The organism is Micromonospora sp. NPDC049114 (genome assembly GCF_040648635.1).
Lineage (GTDB): Bacteria > Actinomycetota > Actinomycetes > Mycobacteriales > Micromonosporaceae > Micromonospora.
On the sequence record NZ_JBEZEA010000004.1, the window covers coordinates 160,268 to 176,025 of the forward strand.

Below are 15,758 nucleotides of genomic sequence, written 5' to 3' on the forward strand. Positions count from 1 at the left end.
GTCGCAGGACGGCATCTCTGGTCGTACCCGAAATATCTCCAGACGTGCCGTCCGGCCCGGGGGAGGCCGGCGCCACCGACTCCGGGCCCGCGTGCGGCCCGCGCCGGATAGCGCGGTCCGGGCCACCCGGGCGTCGCCGCCCGGATGGCCCGCAACCGTTGGTCAGCTCAGCTGGCCGCTTCGATCTTGACGAGGTTGACCCGCTGGAACAGGTCCATCTCGACGTTCTTGACCTTGGACGAGTGGCCGAACACGTTCTCGCCGAAGCGGAGCGGGATCACCGGCATGTCCTTGGCCAGGATGTCCTCCGCCTGCTGGTACTTGGCGATCGCCTCGTCCTGCGTCTTGGCGGCGGAGCCCTCCTTGACGAGCTTGTCGAACTCCGGGTTGCTGTAGCCGTAGTAGTTCGACGAGCCGTTCGTGCTGTACAGCGGGCCGAGGTAGTCCTCCATGGTCGGGTAGTCCATGACCCAACCCATCCGGAAGGCGCCCACCGGCTCCTTCTTCTCGACCTTGGTCAGCAGGTCGGCGAACTTCGGCTCGGCCACGCCGACGGCGTCGACACCCAGGTTGGCCTTGAGCTGGTTGACCGTGGCGTCGACCCAGTCCTTGTGACCGCCGTCGCCGTTGTAGGAGATGACGATCTTCGACGGGCCGCCGGCGGCCTGGTAGAGCTTCTTGGCCTCGGTCGGGTTGAACTCGCCCGCCGCGCCCGCGGTGTTCTCCCGGTAGCCCGGCAGGACCGGCGAGACGAAGGAGCGTGCCGACTGCTGCGAGCCCTTGAAGACCGACTTGGTGATCTCGTCACGGTCGATCGCCATCGAGATGGCCTTACGCACGTCCGGCTTGCTGTAGTCCTTGTCGAACGTCGGGAACGCCAGGAACTGGAACGAGGACATCGGGCTGGTCTGGTACCGGTCGCCCAGGTCGGACGGCGCGGTGCTCAGGCTCTCGGTCGGGATCGTCGGCAGCACGTCCAGGTTGTCCGCCTGGACGTCCGCGTAGGCCGCGGTGAGCTGCTGGTAGATCCGGAACTCGATGTTCTGCACCTTGGGCTTCTCGCCCGGGTACGCGTCGTAGCGCTCGACGTCGATCTTACTGTCGTGCTGCCAGGTGCCCTTCATCTTGAAGGGGCCCTGCCCGATCGGAGCCTGCTCGTAGGAGTCCTTGACCACGCCCGGCGCCGAGAACGCGGCGTCCGGCATCGGGTAGAACGCGGTGTAACCGAGCATCGTGCGGAAGTCGATGTACGGCTCGGAGAGCGTCACGGTGAAGGTCAGGTCGTCGACCTTCTTCAGCCCGGACATCTCCTTGGCCTTCGGCTCCTTGCCCTGCAGGTCCGCGTAACCAGCGATCTTCTCGAAGAAGAAGTTGCTGTCCTGACCGTTGGGGGCGTACGCGCCGTAGTTCCACGCGTTGATGTAGTCCTCGGACGTGACCTTCTCACCGTTGTGGAAGGTGTAGCCGTCCTTGAGCTTGATCGTCCAGACCTTGTTGTCGGACGAAGTCACCGACTGCGCGGCGACCTCGTACGGCTTGTTCTGGGCGTCGTAGTCGACGAGCGGGCTGAACAGGCCGGTGAGGACCTGCGCGCCGGACGTCTCGGTGGTGTTGGTGGGAACCAGGTGCTTCGGCTCGCCGATCTGGATGCTGACGGCCGAGGTGCTGCTGCCACCGGATCCACCGTCTCCGCCGCTGCCGCAGGCCGCGAGGCCCAGCGTCACCGCGAGCGGGAGGGCGGTCCAGGCGGCGAGTCTACGAACTCGCATAGAGCCTCCTCATCTCCTCACGCTGCGCAGTCAGGCCCGACGCTGGGTTTACGCTGCGCAACAAGCGGTAACGGTAGGTCGCGTACCGGCCGTCGACAACGGCAAGGTTGCGGGCGCGTAACGGTCCGAGGACGCATTCCTTGCGGGGTGCGGCCATGCGTGCTACCCCAAACCGGACGCACGTTGCTGAGCTGAGCATTCGTCCATGAGGACGGAGGGTTCTGTCGCCTCCTGCAACGGACTCGACCGCCTTCGGCGGCTTGTCCGGTCCCGGCCCGCGTCCCGGGTTCCGGCCATTTCGCGGTGACGGGTTGCACAAAGCGTCACTCACAGTGATGAGCGACACGTAACTCATCGTTACCGTTGGCGGAGTGGCGGGGGCCTCGGTGGCCGGCCACGGTGAGGTCTCCGGAACGGCAGGTGCCGGACATGAGACGATCTGGTGGTGACGGCGATGCTTCTGGACGGCAAGGCGACCGCAGCGGAGATCAAGGACGAGCTGCGGATCCGGGTGAAGGCTCTCGCGGAGCGCGGCATCACCCCCGGGCTCGGCACGGTCCTGGTCGGGGCCGACCCGGGCAGCCAGGCGTACGTCAACGGCAAGCACCGTGACTGCGCCGAGGTGGGTATCGCCTCGATCCGCCGGGAGCTGCCGGCCGACGCCACCCAGCAGCAGGTCGACGACGTCCTGGCCGAGCTGAACGCCGACCCGGCGTGCCACGGCTACATCGTCCAGCTGCCGCTGCCCGCCCACCTGGACACCCAGCGCGTGCTGGAGCTGATCGACCCGGACAAGGACGCCGACGGCCTGCACCCGGTCAACCTGGGTCGTCTCGTCCTCGGCTACGACGGCCCGCTGCCCTGCACCCCGCGCGGCATCGTCGAGCTGCTCCGCCGCCACGACGTCGCGCTGCGCGGCGCCACCGTGGCGGTCGTCGGCCGGGGCAACACCGTCGGCCGTCCGCTCGGGCTGCTGCTCACCCGTCGCAGCGAGAACGCCACAGTCACCCTGTGCCACACCGGCACCCTCGACCTCGCCTCGCACACCCGGGCCGCCGACATCGTCATCGTCGCGGCCGGCGTACCGGGGCTGCTGACCGCCGACATGATCAACCCGGGCGCGGTGGTCGTGGACGTCGGCATCACCCGGGTGATCGGCCCGGACGGCAAGGGCCGCTACACCGGCGACGTCGACCCGGAGGTGGCCGAGACGGCCGGCGCGCTCGTTCCGATGCCCGGCGGCGTCGGTCCGATGACCCGCGCCATGCTGCTGACCAACGTCGTGGAGCGCGCCGAGCGCGGCTGACGCGTCGACGGTGTCCCACGAGTGCCGTTCGCGTCTGTCCGGTCATAACTGTCCGCCCCTGGCCGGATCGGTGCCAGGATGGCTGATACGGTCCGGAAAACCGACTGGTATCAGGGAGTGGGACGACCATGGGTAAGAAGGTCACTGTCGTCGGGGCTGGCTTCTACGGCTCCACCACCGCACAGCGCCTGGCCGAGTACGACGTCTTCGACACCGTTGTGATCACCGACATCGTGGAGGGCAAGCCCGCGGGCCTCGCGCTCGACCTCAACCAGTCGCGGGCCATCGAGGGCTTCGAGACCAAGGTCGTCGGCGTGACCACCGGCCCGAACGGCGAGGGCTACGAGGCCATCGAGGGCTCCGACGTCGTCGTCATCACCGCTGGCCTGCCCCGCAAGCCGGGCATGAGCCGGATGGACCTGCTGGAGACCAACGCCAAGATCGTGCGGCAGGTCGCCGAGAACGTGGCCAAGTACGCCCCCAGCGCCGTCGTCATCGTCGTCTCCAACCCGCTTGACGAGATGACCGCCCTGGCGCAGATCGCCACCCAGTTCCCCAAGAACCGGGTGCTCGGCCAGGCCGGCATGCTCGACACCGCCCGGTTCAGCAACTTCGTCGCCGAGGCGCTCAACGTGCCGGTGGCGTCGGTGAAGACGCTGACCCTGGGCTCGCACGGCGACACCATGGTCCCGGTGCCGTCCAAGAGCACCGTCAACGGCAAGCCGCTGCGTGAGGCGATGCCGGCCGAGCAGATCGAGGAGCTGGTCGTCAAGACCCGCAACGGTGGCGCCGAGGTGGTCGCGCTGCTCAAGACCGGTTCGGCGTACTACGCCCCGTCCGCCGCGGCGGCTCGGATGGCGAAGGCCGTGGCCGAGGACTCCGGCGACGTCATGCCGGTCTGCGCCTGGGTCGACGGCGAGTACGGCATCTCCGGCGTCTACCTGGGTGTCGAGGCCGAGATCGGGGCCGAGGGTGTCCGTCGGGTCGTCGAGACCGACCTGGACGCCGACGAGCGGGCCAGCCTCCTGGCCGCCGCCGAGGCCGTCCGCGCCAAGCAGGGCGACATCTCCAGCATGTGAAACACCAGAGCAACCCGAGGGGGCGCGTCGGCTTCGCCAACGCGCCCCCTCGCCTATCCCCACCCCCCATCCCCGGTGATCAAGAGCTTTGCGTCACCACGACCGCGATCCCCGACCCAAACCTCTTGATCAACACGGCTCACCGGCCCGGCGGGGCGGGGGCGGGGGCGGGGTGGGGGTGGGGGTGAACGGGGTCGAGAGGTGGGGGGTGGCCAGGACGGTGGGGGAGTGGGTGTGCAGGACCGCCAGGCGGGAGGCGCGCGCCTCGTCGGGGTCCACCTCGTGGGCGTACGCCAGGGTGGGGTCGATCAGCTGCACCAGGTGCACCAGGAGGTCGCCGGTGAGCAGCATCCGTTCGTCGGCAGCCGTCAGGAGCACCGACTGGTGGCCGGGGGTGTGCCCGGGAGTGGGCAGCAGTCGTACCGCAGGGGTCAGGGTTGCCTCGCCGTCGACCACCCGGAGCTGGCCGGCGGCGCGCAACGGCGCGAGCAGCCCGGCCGGCAGCCCCGGGTTGATCGTCTCCGCCGCCTCCAGTTCGGTGCGCTGGAGCAGGTAGCTGGCGTTCGGGAAGTACGGGCGGCCAGGTGTGCCGGTGACCGCCCAGCCGATGTGGTCGCTGTGCAGGTGGGTCAGGACGACCGTGTCGACGTCGGCGGGGTCGATGCCGGCGGCGGCCAGTTCGGCGGGCAGCCGGCCAGGCACCGGCGCCCAGCTCGCGGCGGGCGCGTCGGTCGGGCCGATCCCGGCGTCGACGAGGGTGACCGGCCCGTCGCCGGAGCGGATCGCGAAGCTGCGAAACGGTAGCCACCACCGCCCGTCGGCGGTGACCGAGGCGGGGTCGCGGCGGTCGGCCTCCTCCCACTGGGCCGCCGTGGCGTGCGGAAACGCCTCTTCGCGGGGCTGGAAGAAGGCACCCTCGCCATCGGTGAGCGCGGTAACCGTGATAGACCCGAGGGTGCGGCTAAATGGCATCGAGCGATGGTGTCAGGGAACTGCTGTGCCGTGCAGCCCGGATTCCACCGGTCGGTCGAGGCCGGTCGAGGGCTGCCGGCCCAATTGCAGTACGCTCGTACTGCTTGAGCACGTGTCCCCCGAGAGGAGCGCCGGCCGATGGCGAAGATCAAGGTAAACAACCCGGTCGTGGAGCTCGACGGCGACGAGATGACCCGGATCATCTGGAAGCAGATCCGGGAGCAGCTGATCCTGCCCTACCTCGACGTCGACCTGCACTACTACGACCTGTCGATCCAGTACCGCGACGAGACCGACGACCAGGTCACCATTGACGCCGCCAACGCCATCAAGGAGCACGGCGTCGGCGTCAAGTGCGCGACCATCACCCCGGACGAGGCCCGGGTCGAGGAGTTCGGCCTGAAGAAGATGTGGCGGTCGCCCAACGGCACCATCCGCAACATCCTCGGCGGCGTCGTCTTCCGTGAGCCGATCATCATGTCCAACGTGCCGCGGCTGGTCCCCGGCTGGACCAAGCCGATCATCATCGGCCGGCACGCCCACGGTGACCAGTACAAGGCCACCGACTTCGTCGTCCCCGGCCCGGGCACGGTGACCATCACCTACACCCCGGCCGACGGCGGCACGCCGATGGAGATGGAGGTCGCCAACTTCACCGGCGGCGGCATCGCCATGGGCATGTACAACTACGACGAGTCGATCCGGGACTTCGCCCGGGCCTCGTTCCGGTACGGCCTGGACCGCAACTACCCGGTCTACATGTCGACCAAGAACACCATCCTCAAGGCGTACGACGGCCGGTTCAAGGACATCTTCGCCGAGGTGTTCGAGACCGAGTTCAAGGCGGAGTTCGACGCCGCCGGCCTCACCTACGAGCACCGGCTCATCGACGACATGGTCGCCGCCGCGCTCAAGTGGGAGGGCGGGTACGTCTGGGCCTGCAAGAACTACGACGGTGACGTGCAGTCCGACACCGTGGCGCAGGGCTTCGGCTCGCTGGGTCTGATGACCTCGGTCCTGCTCTCCCCGGACGGCCGTACCGTCGAGGCCGAGGCCGCGCACGGCACTGTCACCCGGCACTACCGGCAGTACCAGAAGGGCGAGAAGACCTCGACCAACCCGATCGCGTCGATCTACGCCTGGACCCGGGGCCTGGCCCACCGGGGCAAGCTGGACGGCACGCCGGCGGTGACCGAGTTCGCCAACACCCTGGAGCAGGTCATCATCGACACCGTCGAGGGTGGCCAGATGACCAAGGACCTCGCGCTGCTCATCTCGCGCGACGCCCCGTGGCTGACCACCGACGAGTTCATGAACGCGCTCGACGAGAACCTGGCCCGCAGGCTCGCCGCCTGATTCGACCGCACCGCACCGGAGCCCGTCGGCACCCGCCGGCGGGCTCCGGCGTGTCTGCCGGCTGACACACCCGCGGCGTCACCCCGGCCTGGCACGCCTCGTTGACCAGGGTGGACGAGATGCCAGTCGCGTCCAAGGAAGGTTGACCGCGGTCGACCGCGGATGCGTGCCGATCAGCCAGCCTTCCCGGCTGTGACGTGCACAGCCAGCCGTCCCTTCCCTGCGGGGGGCCCTGTCCCGGGCCCCCCGCGCCCTGTTCCCCCGTCAGGCCCCGCCGCTGGTCCTGCCCGTCCGCCGGGCTCAGGCGGCCCGGAGCAGCTCGGCGGCGCGCTCGGGCGAGATGTCGTTGATGAAGACGCCCATCCCCGACTCGGAACCGGCCAGGTACTTCAACTTGTCCTTCGCCCGCCGGATGCTGAACAGCTGAAGGTGCAGGTGGCCCAGCTCGCGGTCGATCCGTACCGGCGCCTGGTGCCACGCCGCGATGTAGGGCATCGGCATGTCGAACAGGCCGTCGAAGCGGCGCAGCAGATCCAGGTAGAGCGGCCCGAAGGCGTCCCGCTCGCTGTCGTCGAGCGCCGGGATGTCCGGCACCACGCGCCGCGGCGCGACATGCACCTCGAACGGCCAGCGGGCCGCCGCCGGGACGAACGCCGTCCAGTGGTCGTTCTCGGTGACCACCCGCTCGCCGGTCTTGCGTTCGGCGGCCAGCACGTCCGCGTACAGGTTGCCTCCGCCGGTCCGCTCGGCGTGCCGGCGGGCCGCGGCCAGCAGCGCCCGGGTGCGCGGCGTCACGAAGGGGTACGCGTAGATCTGCCCGTGCGGGTGGTGCAGGGTGACGCCGATCTCGACGCCACGGTTCTCGAAGCAGAACACCTGCTCCACCCCGGGCAGCTCGCCGAGCACCTCGGTGCGGTCGGCGAGCGCGTCCAGAACGGTACGGACGCGACGCGGCGGGAGGCTGGCGAAGGAGGCGTTGTGGTCAGAGGTGAAGCAGACCACCTCGCACCGCCCGAGGCCCGGCCGGACCGGCGTGAAGGGGGTGATCTCCCCGGGCTCGTCGGCGACCCGGCCGCTCAGCGAGGGGAACCGGTTCTCGAAGACCACCACGTCGTAGTCCGGCGCGGGGATCTCGGTCAGCCGGTCGCCCACCGACGGGTCGAGGGGGCACTCGTTCGCCGGCGGCAGGAAGATGCGGGTCTGCCTGTGCACGGCCACGGCCACCCACTCGTCGGTCAGCGGGTCGTAGCGCAGTTGCGACGCGGGTGGCGGTGGCGGCAGGTCCCGGCGGTCCGGCTGGTCGCGGACGGCGTCGTCGTTCTCGTCGAAGTAGATCAGCTCCCGGCCGTCGGCCAGGTCGATCGCGGTGCGCTTCACGTCGCCGTCTCCTCACTCGTCGGCGTGCGCGTCGCGCGGCCCGCCCTTGTTGCCTTCACCATGATCAGTTCGCCCACCTGTTCGCCGAGTACCCGTCGTGCGGGCGGAGGCAACGCCTCGTCGCTGACCAGCACGTGGGCTGCTGCCAGCTCGACGATCGAGGAGATGCCCACGGTGCCCCACTTCGTGTGGTCGGCGAGCACCACCAGCCGGTCCGCCGCGGCCACGAGCGCCCGGTCGATCTCCGCCTCCATGAGGTTCGGGGTGGTGAAGCCGGCCCGCTCGGTGATCCCGTGGACGCCGAGGAAGAGCAGGTCCAGGTGCAGCCGCCGGACGGCGCCGACCGCGAGCGGGCCGACCAGCGCGTCCGACGGTGTCCGTACGCCGCCGGTGAGCACCACCGTCTGGTCGGGCCGGCCTCCGCCGTGCAGGATCTCGGCCACCGGCAGCGAGTTGGTCACCACGGTCAGGCCGGGAACGTCCACCAGGCGGCGGGCCAGTTCGGCGGTGGTGGTGCCGGCGGAGAGGGCGACCGCGGCGCCGGGTCGGACGAGTTGCGCCGCCCGGTCCGCGATCGCGGCCTTCTCCGGCAGTTGACGAACCGACTTGGCGTGGAAGCCCGGCTCGTCGGTCGAGCTGGGGCCGGCCGCGGTGGCGCCGCCGTGCACCTTGGCCAGCAGGCCGCGCTCCTGCAGGGCCTCCAGGTCGCGGCGGATGGTCATGTCGGAGACGCCGAACTCGGTAGCCAGGTCGGTCACCCGGACGCCACCGGAGGACCGGACCCGATCCAGGATCGCCGACTGCCGCTGCTGAGCGAGCATCCGCCGTGCCTCCCAGGGGTCCACGTACTCTCACGCGGTCGAACGTGTTCCAACAAAGATGAACACTAGCGCGTGCCTGGAACCGGCGGAAGGAAAGGGGTGGACCGACGCGTCAGGCCGACTGGATCTTCAACTCCACCCAGCCGCTCTCGGTCAGGTGGTGCAGCACGGCCTGCACCGCGTCCGCGACGCTCAGGTGGGTGGTGTCGAGCACCAGGTCCGCGTCCGTCGGCTCCTCGTACGGGTCGTCGATGCCTGTCATGCCGGTGAGCAGACCGGCGCGGGCGCGGGCGTACAGGCCCTTGCGGTCCCGCTGCTCGCACACCTCCAGCGGCGTCGCCACGTGCACCAGCACGAAGCCCGCCCCGGCGGACAGGGCCATCTCCCGTGCCGTCGCCCGGGCCGCCGCGTACGGGGCGATCGGGCAACAGATGCCCACACCGTGGTGCCGGGCTATCTCGGCCGCCACCCAGCCGATGCGGCGGACGTTGAGATCCCGGTCGGCCTTGCTGAAGCCCAGCCCGGCGGAGAGCTCCCGGCGTACCACGTCACCGTCGAGCAGGGTCACCGTCCGGTCACCGCTCTCGCGCAGCGCGTCGGCCAGCCCTCGGGCGATTGTGGACTTGCCGGAGCCGGAGAGGCCGGTCAGGAAGACCACCAGCCCTCGGTGCCGGCGCGGTGGCCGGGAGCGGGCCAACTCCTTCGCCACCGCCGGAGGCGTGTGCCACTCGGGCAGCGGGAAACCCCGGTCGAGCAGGTCGTCGATCTCGTCCTGGGTGAGCGCGAGGCGCCGGTTACGCGGCGGGATGTCCTCCCGCCAGCGCCACTGCCCGTCCCGGTTGTCGTACGCCAGCTCGCGCGGCACCAGCACCCGCAGCCCCGAGCCGGAGAGCATGTCCCCGGTCGAGAGCAGGTGGGTGACCCCGTACGCGGCGGAGACGCGCGCACGCAGCAGAGCGTCGCTGATCTCCTCCCGGCGGTGCGACAGCGGCACGGCCACCAGGGTGGCCGGGGGCATCCGGTCCCGGGCGGCGAAGATCGTACGCACCAGCGCCTCCGGCGCGAGCCCGCCGACACCACCCTCACCGACCGGGATCATCACCAGCAGGTGCGCGGCCAGGGTGCGGGCGGCGTGCGCGATCTGGGCGAGCTGCGGTCGGTGCAGCGGACGGTCGGCGATGACCCCGAGCACCCGGCCCGGGGGCAGCAGCGCGCGGACCTCCTCGGGGCTGCGCCGCAACCGCTGGAACGGGCCGTGACCGGCCTCGCCGAGCCGGCGGAGCTGGCCACCCAGCCCTGCCACGCCCTCGCGTACCGGCCAGACGTCCGCGACGTCCAGAGCGGCGACCGGGGCCCCCTCGCCGTCGGTCAGGACCAGGGCCCGGCGGGCCGGATCGCGCGGGTCGAAGCCCTGCGCCAGCGCGGCCGGCACCTGCAGGGTCACCGGAACCTGCCACGGCGTGCCGTCGGCCAGCCGGCCGCGTCGGCTCACCGACACCAGGTCGGCACGGGTCATGAAGCCGGTCAGGGGGGCGTACGCGCCGGTCAGCAGCAGCTCCAGATCCGCGAGCTCACCGGGACGCGGCGTGTACGCCGGCGCGTCCCGGAGCACCTCGTCGGGCAGCACCCAGCCGTTGCTCATCCACACCCCCCACTCGCTGACCGGCACACAGTTTCGCAGCCGACCGCCGATCGGTCGAGGCCGCCACTCCACGATCCGGACGGTCGGGTCAGCGGCGGACCCCGGCGACCCACCGCCGACCGCAGCCAGTTCCGGAGTTTGCGCTCGTCGCGGATCCGCGGAGGTTCGTCGTTGCCGTCGGCGGACCTTAGGGGTGGGCCGCCGCGAGGATCAGGGGAGGGCCGGGGGCGTGCCGGTGTCGTTGGGGGGCATCGACTCCCTACGCTGGCGTCGTGACACTGATCGCGACCCAGTCGCTCACCAAGACGTACGGAGGTCGGGTCACCGCGCTCACCGACCTCACCGTCGCCGTCGAGCCCGGGATCATCGGCCTGGTGGGCGCGAACGGCGCCGGCAAATCCACCTTGATCAAGATTCTGCTCGGCCTGATCGCCCCGACCAGCGGTCAGGTCTCGGTGCTCGACATCGACCCGACCACCGAACCGGCGGCGGTCCGTGCCCGCGTCGGCTACATGCCCGAGCACGACTGCCTCCCACCGGACCTGTCCGCCGCCGAGCTGGTGACCCACCTCGGCCGGATGAGTGGCCTGCCGCGTACCGCGGCCCGCGAGCGCGCCTCGGAGGCGCTGCGCCACGTCGGGCTCTACGAGGAGCGCTACCGCCCGGTCGGCGGCTACTCCACCGGCATGAAGCAGCGGGTCAAGCTGGCCCAGGCGCTGGTGCACGACCCGGACCTGCTGCTGCTCGACGAGCCGACCAACGGGCTGGACCCGGCCGGCCGCGACGCCATGCTGGCCCTGGTGCACCGGATCGGCACCGAGTTCGGCATCTCCGTGCTGGTCTGTTCGCACCTGCTCGGCGAGGTGGAGCGGATCTGCGACACGCTGATCGCCATCGACGGCGGCCGGCTGCTGCGCGCCGACAACATCTCCGCGATGACCTCCGCCACCGACGTGCTCGCCGTCGAGGTCAGCGAGGGCACCGAGGAGCTCGCCGCCCGACTCGCCGAGCTGAAACTGCCTGTCGCGCGGGACGGGCGACTGCTCCTCGTGCCGCTCGCCGACGACGGCACCTACGACCTGATCCTCGGCGCGGTCGCCGAACTGGACCTGCCACTGCACCGACTGGACCAGCGCCGGCACCGGGTGGCCGAACTCTTCGCGACGAGGGAGCTCTCCCATGCCTGAGCCGACCGCAGCCGCCGTGCGCCAAGCGCCGACAGGCGTCATCCACGACATCGGCTACCAGCGCTACCAGGGCCCGAGGCTGGGCCGCCGCCAGGTCTTCGGCGCCCTCTACCTGCACGGGCTGCGCACCGCGTTCGGGTTAGGGCGCAGCGCCAAGGCCAAGATCTTCCCGTGGCTGGTGGTCGGCATCGTCTCCCTGGTCGCGGTGGCCCTGGCCGCGGTACGCAGCCAGATCGGCGAGCCGGTCGCCACGTACGCCCAGTTCGCCGACGCGATGAGCTGGCTGGTCATCTTCTTCGTCGCGGTGGTCGCTCCGGAGCTGGTCTCCCGCGACCTGCGCAGCGGTGTGCTGCCGCTGTACTTCTCCCGGCCGCTGCCGCGCTCCGACTACGCGCTGGCCAAGCTGCTGGCGCTGGTCACCGCCCTCTGGCTGCTGCTCGGCGGGCCGCAGCTGCTGATGTTCCTGGGTGCCGCGTTCACCACCAAGCAGGGCATGCGCGGGGTGTGGAACGAGCTGCTCGACCTGCTGCCCGGGCTGCTCTACGCCGGGCTGTGGGCGCTGGTCTTCGCCTCGGTCGGTCTGCTGGTCGCCTCGCTGACCGGTAAGCGCGCCTTCGCCGCCGGTGGGGTGGTGGCGGTCTTCCTGATGACCACCCCGATCGTCGGGGTGCTGAGCATCCTGCCGTCGCGCGCCGCCAACGAGCTGGCCGGGCTCGCCTCGCCCTCCACGCTGGTGCAGGGGGTGGGCATCTGGTCGCTGGGTGACCTGCTGGTCGAGGGCGATCCGGGCGAGATGATGATCGGCGGGTTCGGCCCGGTCTACGCGCTGGCCGCGGTGCTGTTGGTCGCCGGCGCGACAGCCCTCCTGCTCGCCCGCTACCGGAAGGTCGCCTCCTGATGAGCACGCTGAGCCTGACCGGGGTGTCCCGGTGGTACGGCAACGTGGTGGCCGTCAACGACATCAGCATGGCCCTGGGGCCGGGCGTGACCGGCCTGCTCGGCCCGAACGGCGCCGGCAAGACCACGCTGCTGCACATGATGGCCGGGTTCCTCGCCCCGTCGCGCGGCACAGTGACCCTCGACGACGAGCCGACCTGGCGCAACCCCGACGTCTACCGGCGGCTGGGGCTGGTCAGCGAGCGGGAGGCGGTGCAGGGCTTCCTCACCGCGTACGAGTTCGTGCTCGCCAGCGCGAAGCTGCACCGGCTGCCCGATCCGGCGGCGGCGGCACGACGGGCGATCGACCTGGTGGAGCTGGAGTCGGCGCAGGACCGCCGGATCGGCACGTACTCCAAGGGCATGCGCCAGCGGGCCCGGGTGGCCGCGGCGCTGGTGCACGACCCGCAGGTGCTGCTGCTCGACGAGCCGTTCAACGGCATGGACCCGCGCCAGCGGCTGCACATGATGCAGCTGCTGCACACCCTGGGTGACGCCGGCCGGACGATCCTGTTCAGCTCGCACATCCTGGAGGAGGTCGAGCAGGTCTCCGGAACGGTGCAGGTGATGGTGGCCGGGCGGTTGGCGGCCTCCGGCGACTTCCGGACCATCCGTCGGTTGATGACCAACCGCCCGCACGTCTTCGCGGTGCGGTCGACCAACGACCGGGCGCTGGCCGTCGCGCTGATCGCCGAGCCGTCGGTAAGTGGGGTCGAGTTGGACCCCACCGGCCTGACCGTGCGGGCCGGTGACTACGGCGCCTTCACCCGGGCGCTGCCCCGGATCGCGCTCAAGCAAGGCATCCGGGTGCGCCAGCTGGTGCCGTCCGACGAGTCCCTGGAGAGCGTCTTCTCCTACCTGGTGGAGGCCTGACATGTCGACAGTTACCTGGATCACCGCGCGCGGGCTGTTCGGCCGGCGTCGGTTCCTGCTGCTGCTCCCGCTGCCGTTGGTGCTGCTCGGGCTGGCCATCCTCTGCCGGTCGCTGGGCGTGGACCCGGGCGAGTGGGGGCCGCCGGTGCTTGTCGGTCTCGGGCTGGCAGTGGTGCTGCCGGTGGTGGCGCTGATCATCGGCACGGGCGTGCTGGGCGCCGAGATCGACGACGGCACCGTCGTGCACATCCTGACCAAGCCGCTGCCGCGCTGGCAGATCGTGCTGCCGAAGCTCGCGGTGGCCGCCGGGGTCACCGCGGTCACCGTCGCGGTGCCGCTCTACGTCGCGGGCGTGCTCGCCGATTCGGTACGCCTCGGACTGGCCCTGGCGTTCGCGGCGGCGCTCGGGGCGCTGGCGTACTCGGCGCTGTTCCTCGCGCTCAGCCTCGTCACCCGGCGTCCGGTGCTGCTCGGCCTCGTCTACGTGCTCATCTGGGAGGGGCTGCTGGGCAACTTCGTCAGCGGCACGAAGGTGCTCTCCATCCAGCAGTACGTGATCGCCCTCGCCGACCGGCTCGCCCCCAGCGGGCTGCTGGAGACCAGCGTGTCGGTGCCGGTCGCCTCCGTGATGACCGCTCTGGTCAGTGTCGGCTTCACCGTGCTGGCGATCGACCGCCTGCGCTCGTTCAGCGTGGCCGGCGAGACGAGCTGAGGTAGGTGCGGGGTACGGTTCCGGCCAGCCCCCCACGACGGGTAGGGCTGGCCGGATGGACCCGACGGGGTGCCGAAGCCCAGGCTAATTGGTGTGAGCGTCGAAGCGGAGTGGACATCGTTGGCTGAGCCGTACTCCCGGAGCAGCCGGCCGTGGCTCACCAGCCTGGCGGTCGCCGGCCTGGCGTGCGCGACTGTCGCGACGGCCGCCCAGGGCAGCGGCCGGTTCCACTGGTGGGCCGTCTTCATCCTGATCCCGGCTGCGCTGATCGCGGCCAGCGGCGGGCCGTTGCTGGCCCGGGGTGGCGGCCGGGCCTTCGCCGGGTACGTCATCGCCTGCGTCGGCACGCTGGTGTTCGTGGTGGGCGCGTTGCTGATGTTCGGGGCGATGGGGAAGGGCTGGCCGCTGCTGGTGGTGCTGCCCTGCCTGTCGGTCGCCGGCACGTACGGCTGGCGGGCCGCCCACCCGCTGGCCCGTGGCCTGCACCGCGCGGTGGGGCTGCTCGCGCTCACCGGCGCGCTGCTCGGTGTGACCCTGCAACTGATCCACATCCGTCTCGTCCACCTGGAGACGGGCTGGTGGGGCGTGTTCCTGATGCTGGCCGGGGCGATCGTGCTGGGTAACGCGGGCGAGCTGACCCGGCATCGGATGCCGTACCGGCTCCAGGCGATCACCCTGCTGGTCGGCCCTGCCGTGGCGGCCATCCTGCTCGGCCTGCGCTTCCTGCGCGGCTGGTGAGGACCCCGGCCGGCCCGGTGCGCCAGCGGCACACCGGGCCAGCCCGGTCAGGCGGTCACGGACACGGTGACCGTGCCGATGACGATCCGGTGATCGGAACAGGGGCCACCGCAGGTGGCTGAGATGGCAAGCGAGTCGCCGCTGTACGCCCCGACGATCCGGTCATCGCGTACGAAGATCAGGTCGATCTTCTTGCCCTGGCCGCAGAGACCTTCGGTGTTGCCGTCGTACACGGTGGTTTCGCCGTACCCCAAGCAGCGGGTGTCGGTGTCGTCGAGTTCCCGGTAGGCACCGGTGTTGGCGTCGTTGTTCGACGTGTTCAGGCTGGACGAGTACCAGGAGTCGAGCCGTCCGTAGTGCGGCTGGGCGTTGAAGTCACCCGCGATCAGGACGGTGTCACCGCTGGCGGCGAAGCTGTCGATCCTGCTGCGCACCTCGTCCAACTGGGTCACGTTGATGTTCTTGCCGTTGATCACCGCGTTCGACGGGGTGATGTGCGTGGTGCAGAACCGCAGGTGCGGGCGTGCCTCGAGCGGCGCACAGAGCAGCTTGCGACGCTCGCTGGTGCCGTCCGCGGCCAACGCGTAGCGGTTGGCTGCTCCGAGCGGCGCGCGGCTGAAGAGGGCCACACCGAACGGCTCCCCGCCGCACGCGGTCTCGCTGTGCGCCTCGAACCGGGAGAAATTGCTGGCGTCCTGTGGCCAACCCGACCCCAGCAGGTTCGCCTGTACGGCCTTGTACTGGCCCCAACAGAGCTCGTTGAGGGCGGCGAAGTTGGCGGCCCGGTTCCGGATGGAGTCCGAGAGGGCCGGGATGAGGCCGTCGTTGGTGGCGCCTCGGTGGATGGTCCATCCGGCGACGTTCCACGTCCAACCGGTGTAGGTGGCGGTGACCGTCGCCGCCTGGGCGGGTCCGGCCAGTCCGACGGCGACGAGTAGCCCGGCTGTGAGCCCGGCGACGAGTGTACGAATGCGCATGATCCCCGTATTC

Annotated in this window: 14 protein-coding genes; 8 read left to right on the forward strand and 6 right to left on the reverse strand. The window is 70.6% G+C overall.

Annotated features, from left to right (window positions below; genetic code table 11):
• Nucleotides 1-167: 167 nt before the first annotated feature.
• The gene (locus AB0B39_RS15650; protein WP_234583895.1) at nt 168-1,769 is read right to left on the reverse strand and encodes an ABC transporter substrate-binding protein; all 1,602 of its coding nucleotides are present in this window, start codon (nt 1,767-1,769) and stop codon (nt 168-170) included.
• 445 nt (nt 1,770-2,214) lie between these two features.
• Here AB0B39_RS15650 and AB0B39_RS15655 point away from each other — a divergent pair, with 445 nt between their 5' ends.
• Nucleotides 2,215-3,075, forward strand: coding sequence for a bifunctional methylenetetrahydrofolate dehydrogenase/methenyltetrahydrofolate cyclohydrolase (locus tag AB0B39_RS15655; protein WP_357494358.1), 861 nt, complete (start codon nt 2,215-2,217; stop codon nt 3,073-3,075).
• A 128-nt stretch (nt 3,076-3,203) separates the two neighbouring features.
• Complete coding sequence (locus tag AB0B39_RS15660) at nt 3,204-4,154, forward strand: malate dehydrogenase (RefSeq protein WP_234583893.1); 951 nt, start codon at nt 3,204-3,206, stop codon at nt 4,152-4,154.
• A gap of 129 nt (nt 4,155-4,283) precedes the next feature.
• Here AB0B39_RS15660 and AB0B39_RS15665 read toward each other — a convergent pair whose 3' ends face one another.
• Complete coding sequence (locus AB0B39_RS15665) at nt 4,284-5,126, reverse strand: MBL fold metallo-hydrolase (protein ID WP_357574613.1); 843 nt, start codon at nt 5,124-5,126, stop codon at nt 4,284-4,286.
• A 138-nt stretch (nt 5,127-5,264) separates the two neighbouring features.
• Here AB0B39_RS15665 and AB0B39_RS15670 point away from each other — a divergent pair, with 138 nt between their 5' ends.
• Nucleotides 5,265-6,482, forward strand: coding sequence for an NADP-dependent isocitrate dehydrogenase (locus AB0B39_RS15670; protein WP_234583889.1), 1,218 nt, complete (start codon nt 5,265-5,267; stop codon nt 6,480-6,482).
• 300 nt (nt 6,483-6,782) lie between these two features.
• On the opposite strand, the gene galT is transcribed toward AB0B39_RS15670, so the two are convergent.
• From galT to cysC, 3 genes are all read right to left on the reverse strand, one after another.
• Complete coding sequence (gene galT / locus AB0B39_RS15675; RefSeq protein ID WP_357574614.1) at nt 6,783-7,859, reverse strand: galactose-1-phosphate uridylyltransferase; 1,077 nt, start codon at nt 7,857-7,859, stop codon at nt 6,783-6,785.
• Nucleotides 7,856-8,680, reverse strand: coding sequence for a DeoR/GlpR family DNA-binding transcription regulator (locus AB0B39_RS15680; RefSeq protein WP_357574615.1), 825 nt, complete (start codon nt 8,678-8,680; stop codon nt 7,856-7,858). The genes galT and AB0B39_RS15680 overlap by 4 nt, the downstream gene beginning before the upstream one ends.
• A gap of 112 nt (nt 8,681-8,792) precedes the next feature.
• Nucleotides 8,793-10,322: an adenylyl-sulfate kinase gene (gene cysC, locus AB0B39_RS15685; protein ID WP_357494351.1), complete on the reverse strand. Its 1,530-nt coding sequence runs from the start codon at nt 10,320-10,322 to the stop codon at nt 8,793-8,795.
• A gap of 272 nt (nt 10,323-10,594) precedes the next feature.
• Here cysC and AB0B39_RS15690 point away from each other — a divergent pair, with 272 nt between their 5' ends.
• From AB0B39_RS15690 to AB0B39_RS15710, 5 genes are all read left to right on the forward strand, one after another.
• Complete coding sequence (locus AB0B39_RS15690; protein WP_234583884.1) at nt 10,595-11,509, forward strand: ABC transporter ATP-binding protein; 915 nt, start codon at nt 10,595-10,597, stop codon at nt 11,507-11,509.
• Nucleotides 11,502-12,407, forward strand: a complete 906-nt coding sequence (locus AB0B39_RS15695; protein WP_357574616.1) for an ABC transporter permease — start codon at nt 11,502-11,504, stop codon at nt 12,405-12,407. Before AB0B39_RS15690 ends, AB0B39_RS15695 begins: the two co-directional genes overlap by 8 nt.
• A complete protein-coding gene (locus tag AB0B39_RS15700) occupies nt 12,407-13,318 on the forward strand; it encodes an ABC transporter ATP-binding protein (protein WP_234583881.1) in 912 nt (303 codons plus the stop codon). Before AB0B39_RS15695 ends, AB0B39_RS15700 begins: the two co-directional genes overlap by 1 nt.
• Before the next feature lies 1 nt (nt 13,319).
• Entirely contained in the window at nt 13,320-14,030 is a 711-nt protein-coding gene (locus AB0B39_RS15705) for an ABC transporter permease subunit (RefSeq protein ID WP_234583880.1), read from the forward strand.
• Between the two features lie 93 nt (nt 14,031-14,123).
• Nucleotides 14,124-14,768: a hypothetical protein gene (locus AB0B39_RS15710; RefSeq protein WP_357574617.1), complete on the forward strand. Its 645-nt coding sequence runs from the start codon at nt 14,124-14,126 to the stop codon at nt 14,766-14,768.
• Between the two features lie 47 nt (nt 14,769-14,815).
• Here the strand turns inward: AB0B39_RS15710 and AB0B39_RS15715 are convergent, their stop codons facing one another.
• On the reverse strand, nt 14,816-15,745 hold the full coding sequence (locus AB0B39_RS15715; RefSeq protein ID WP_357574618.1) for an endonuclease/exonuclease/phosphatase family protein: 930 nt from the start codon (nt 15,743-15,745) through the stop codon (nt 14,816-14,818).
• Nucleotides 15,746-15,758 lie beyond the last annotated feature (13 nt).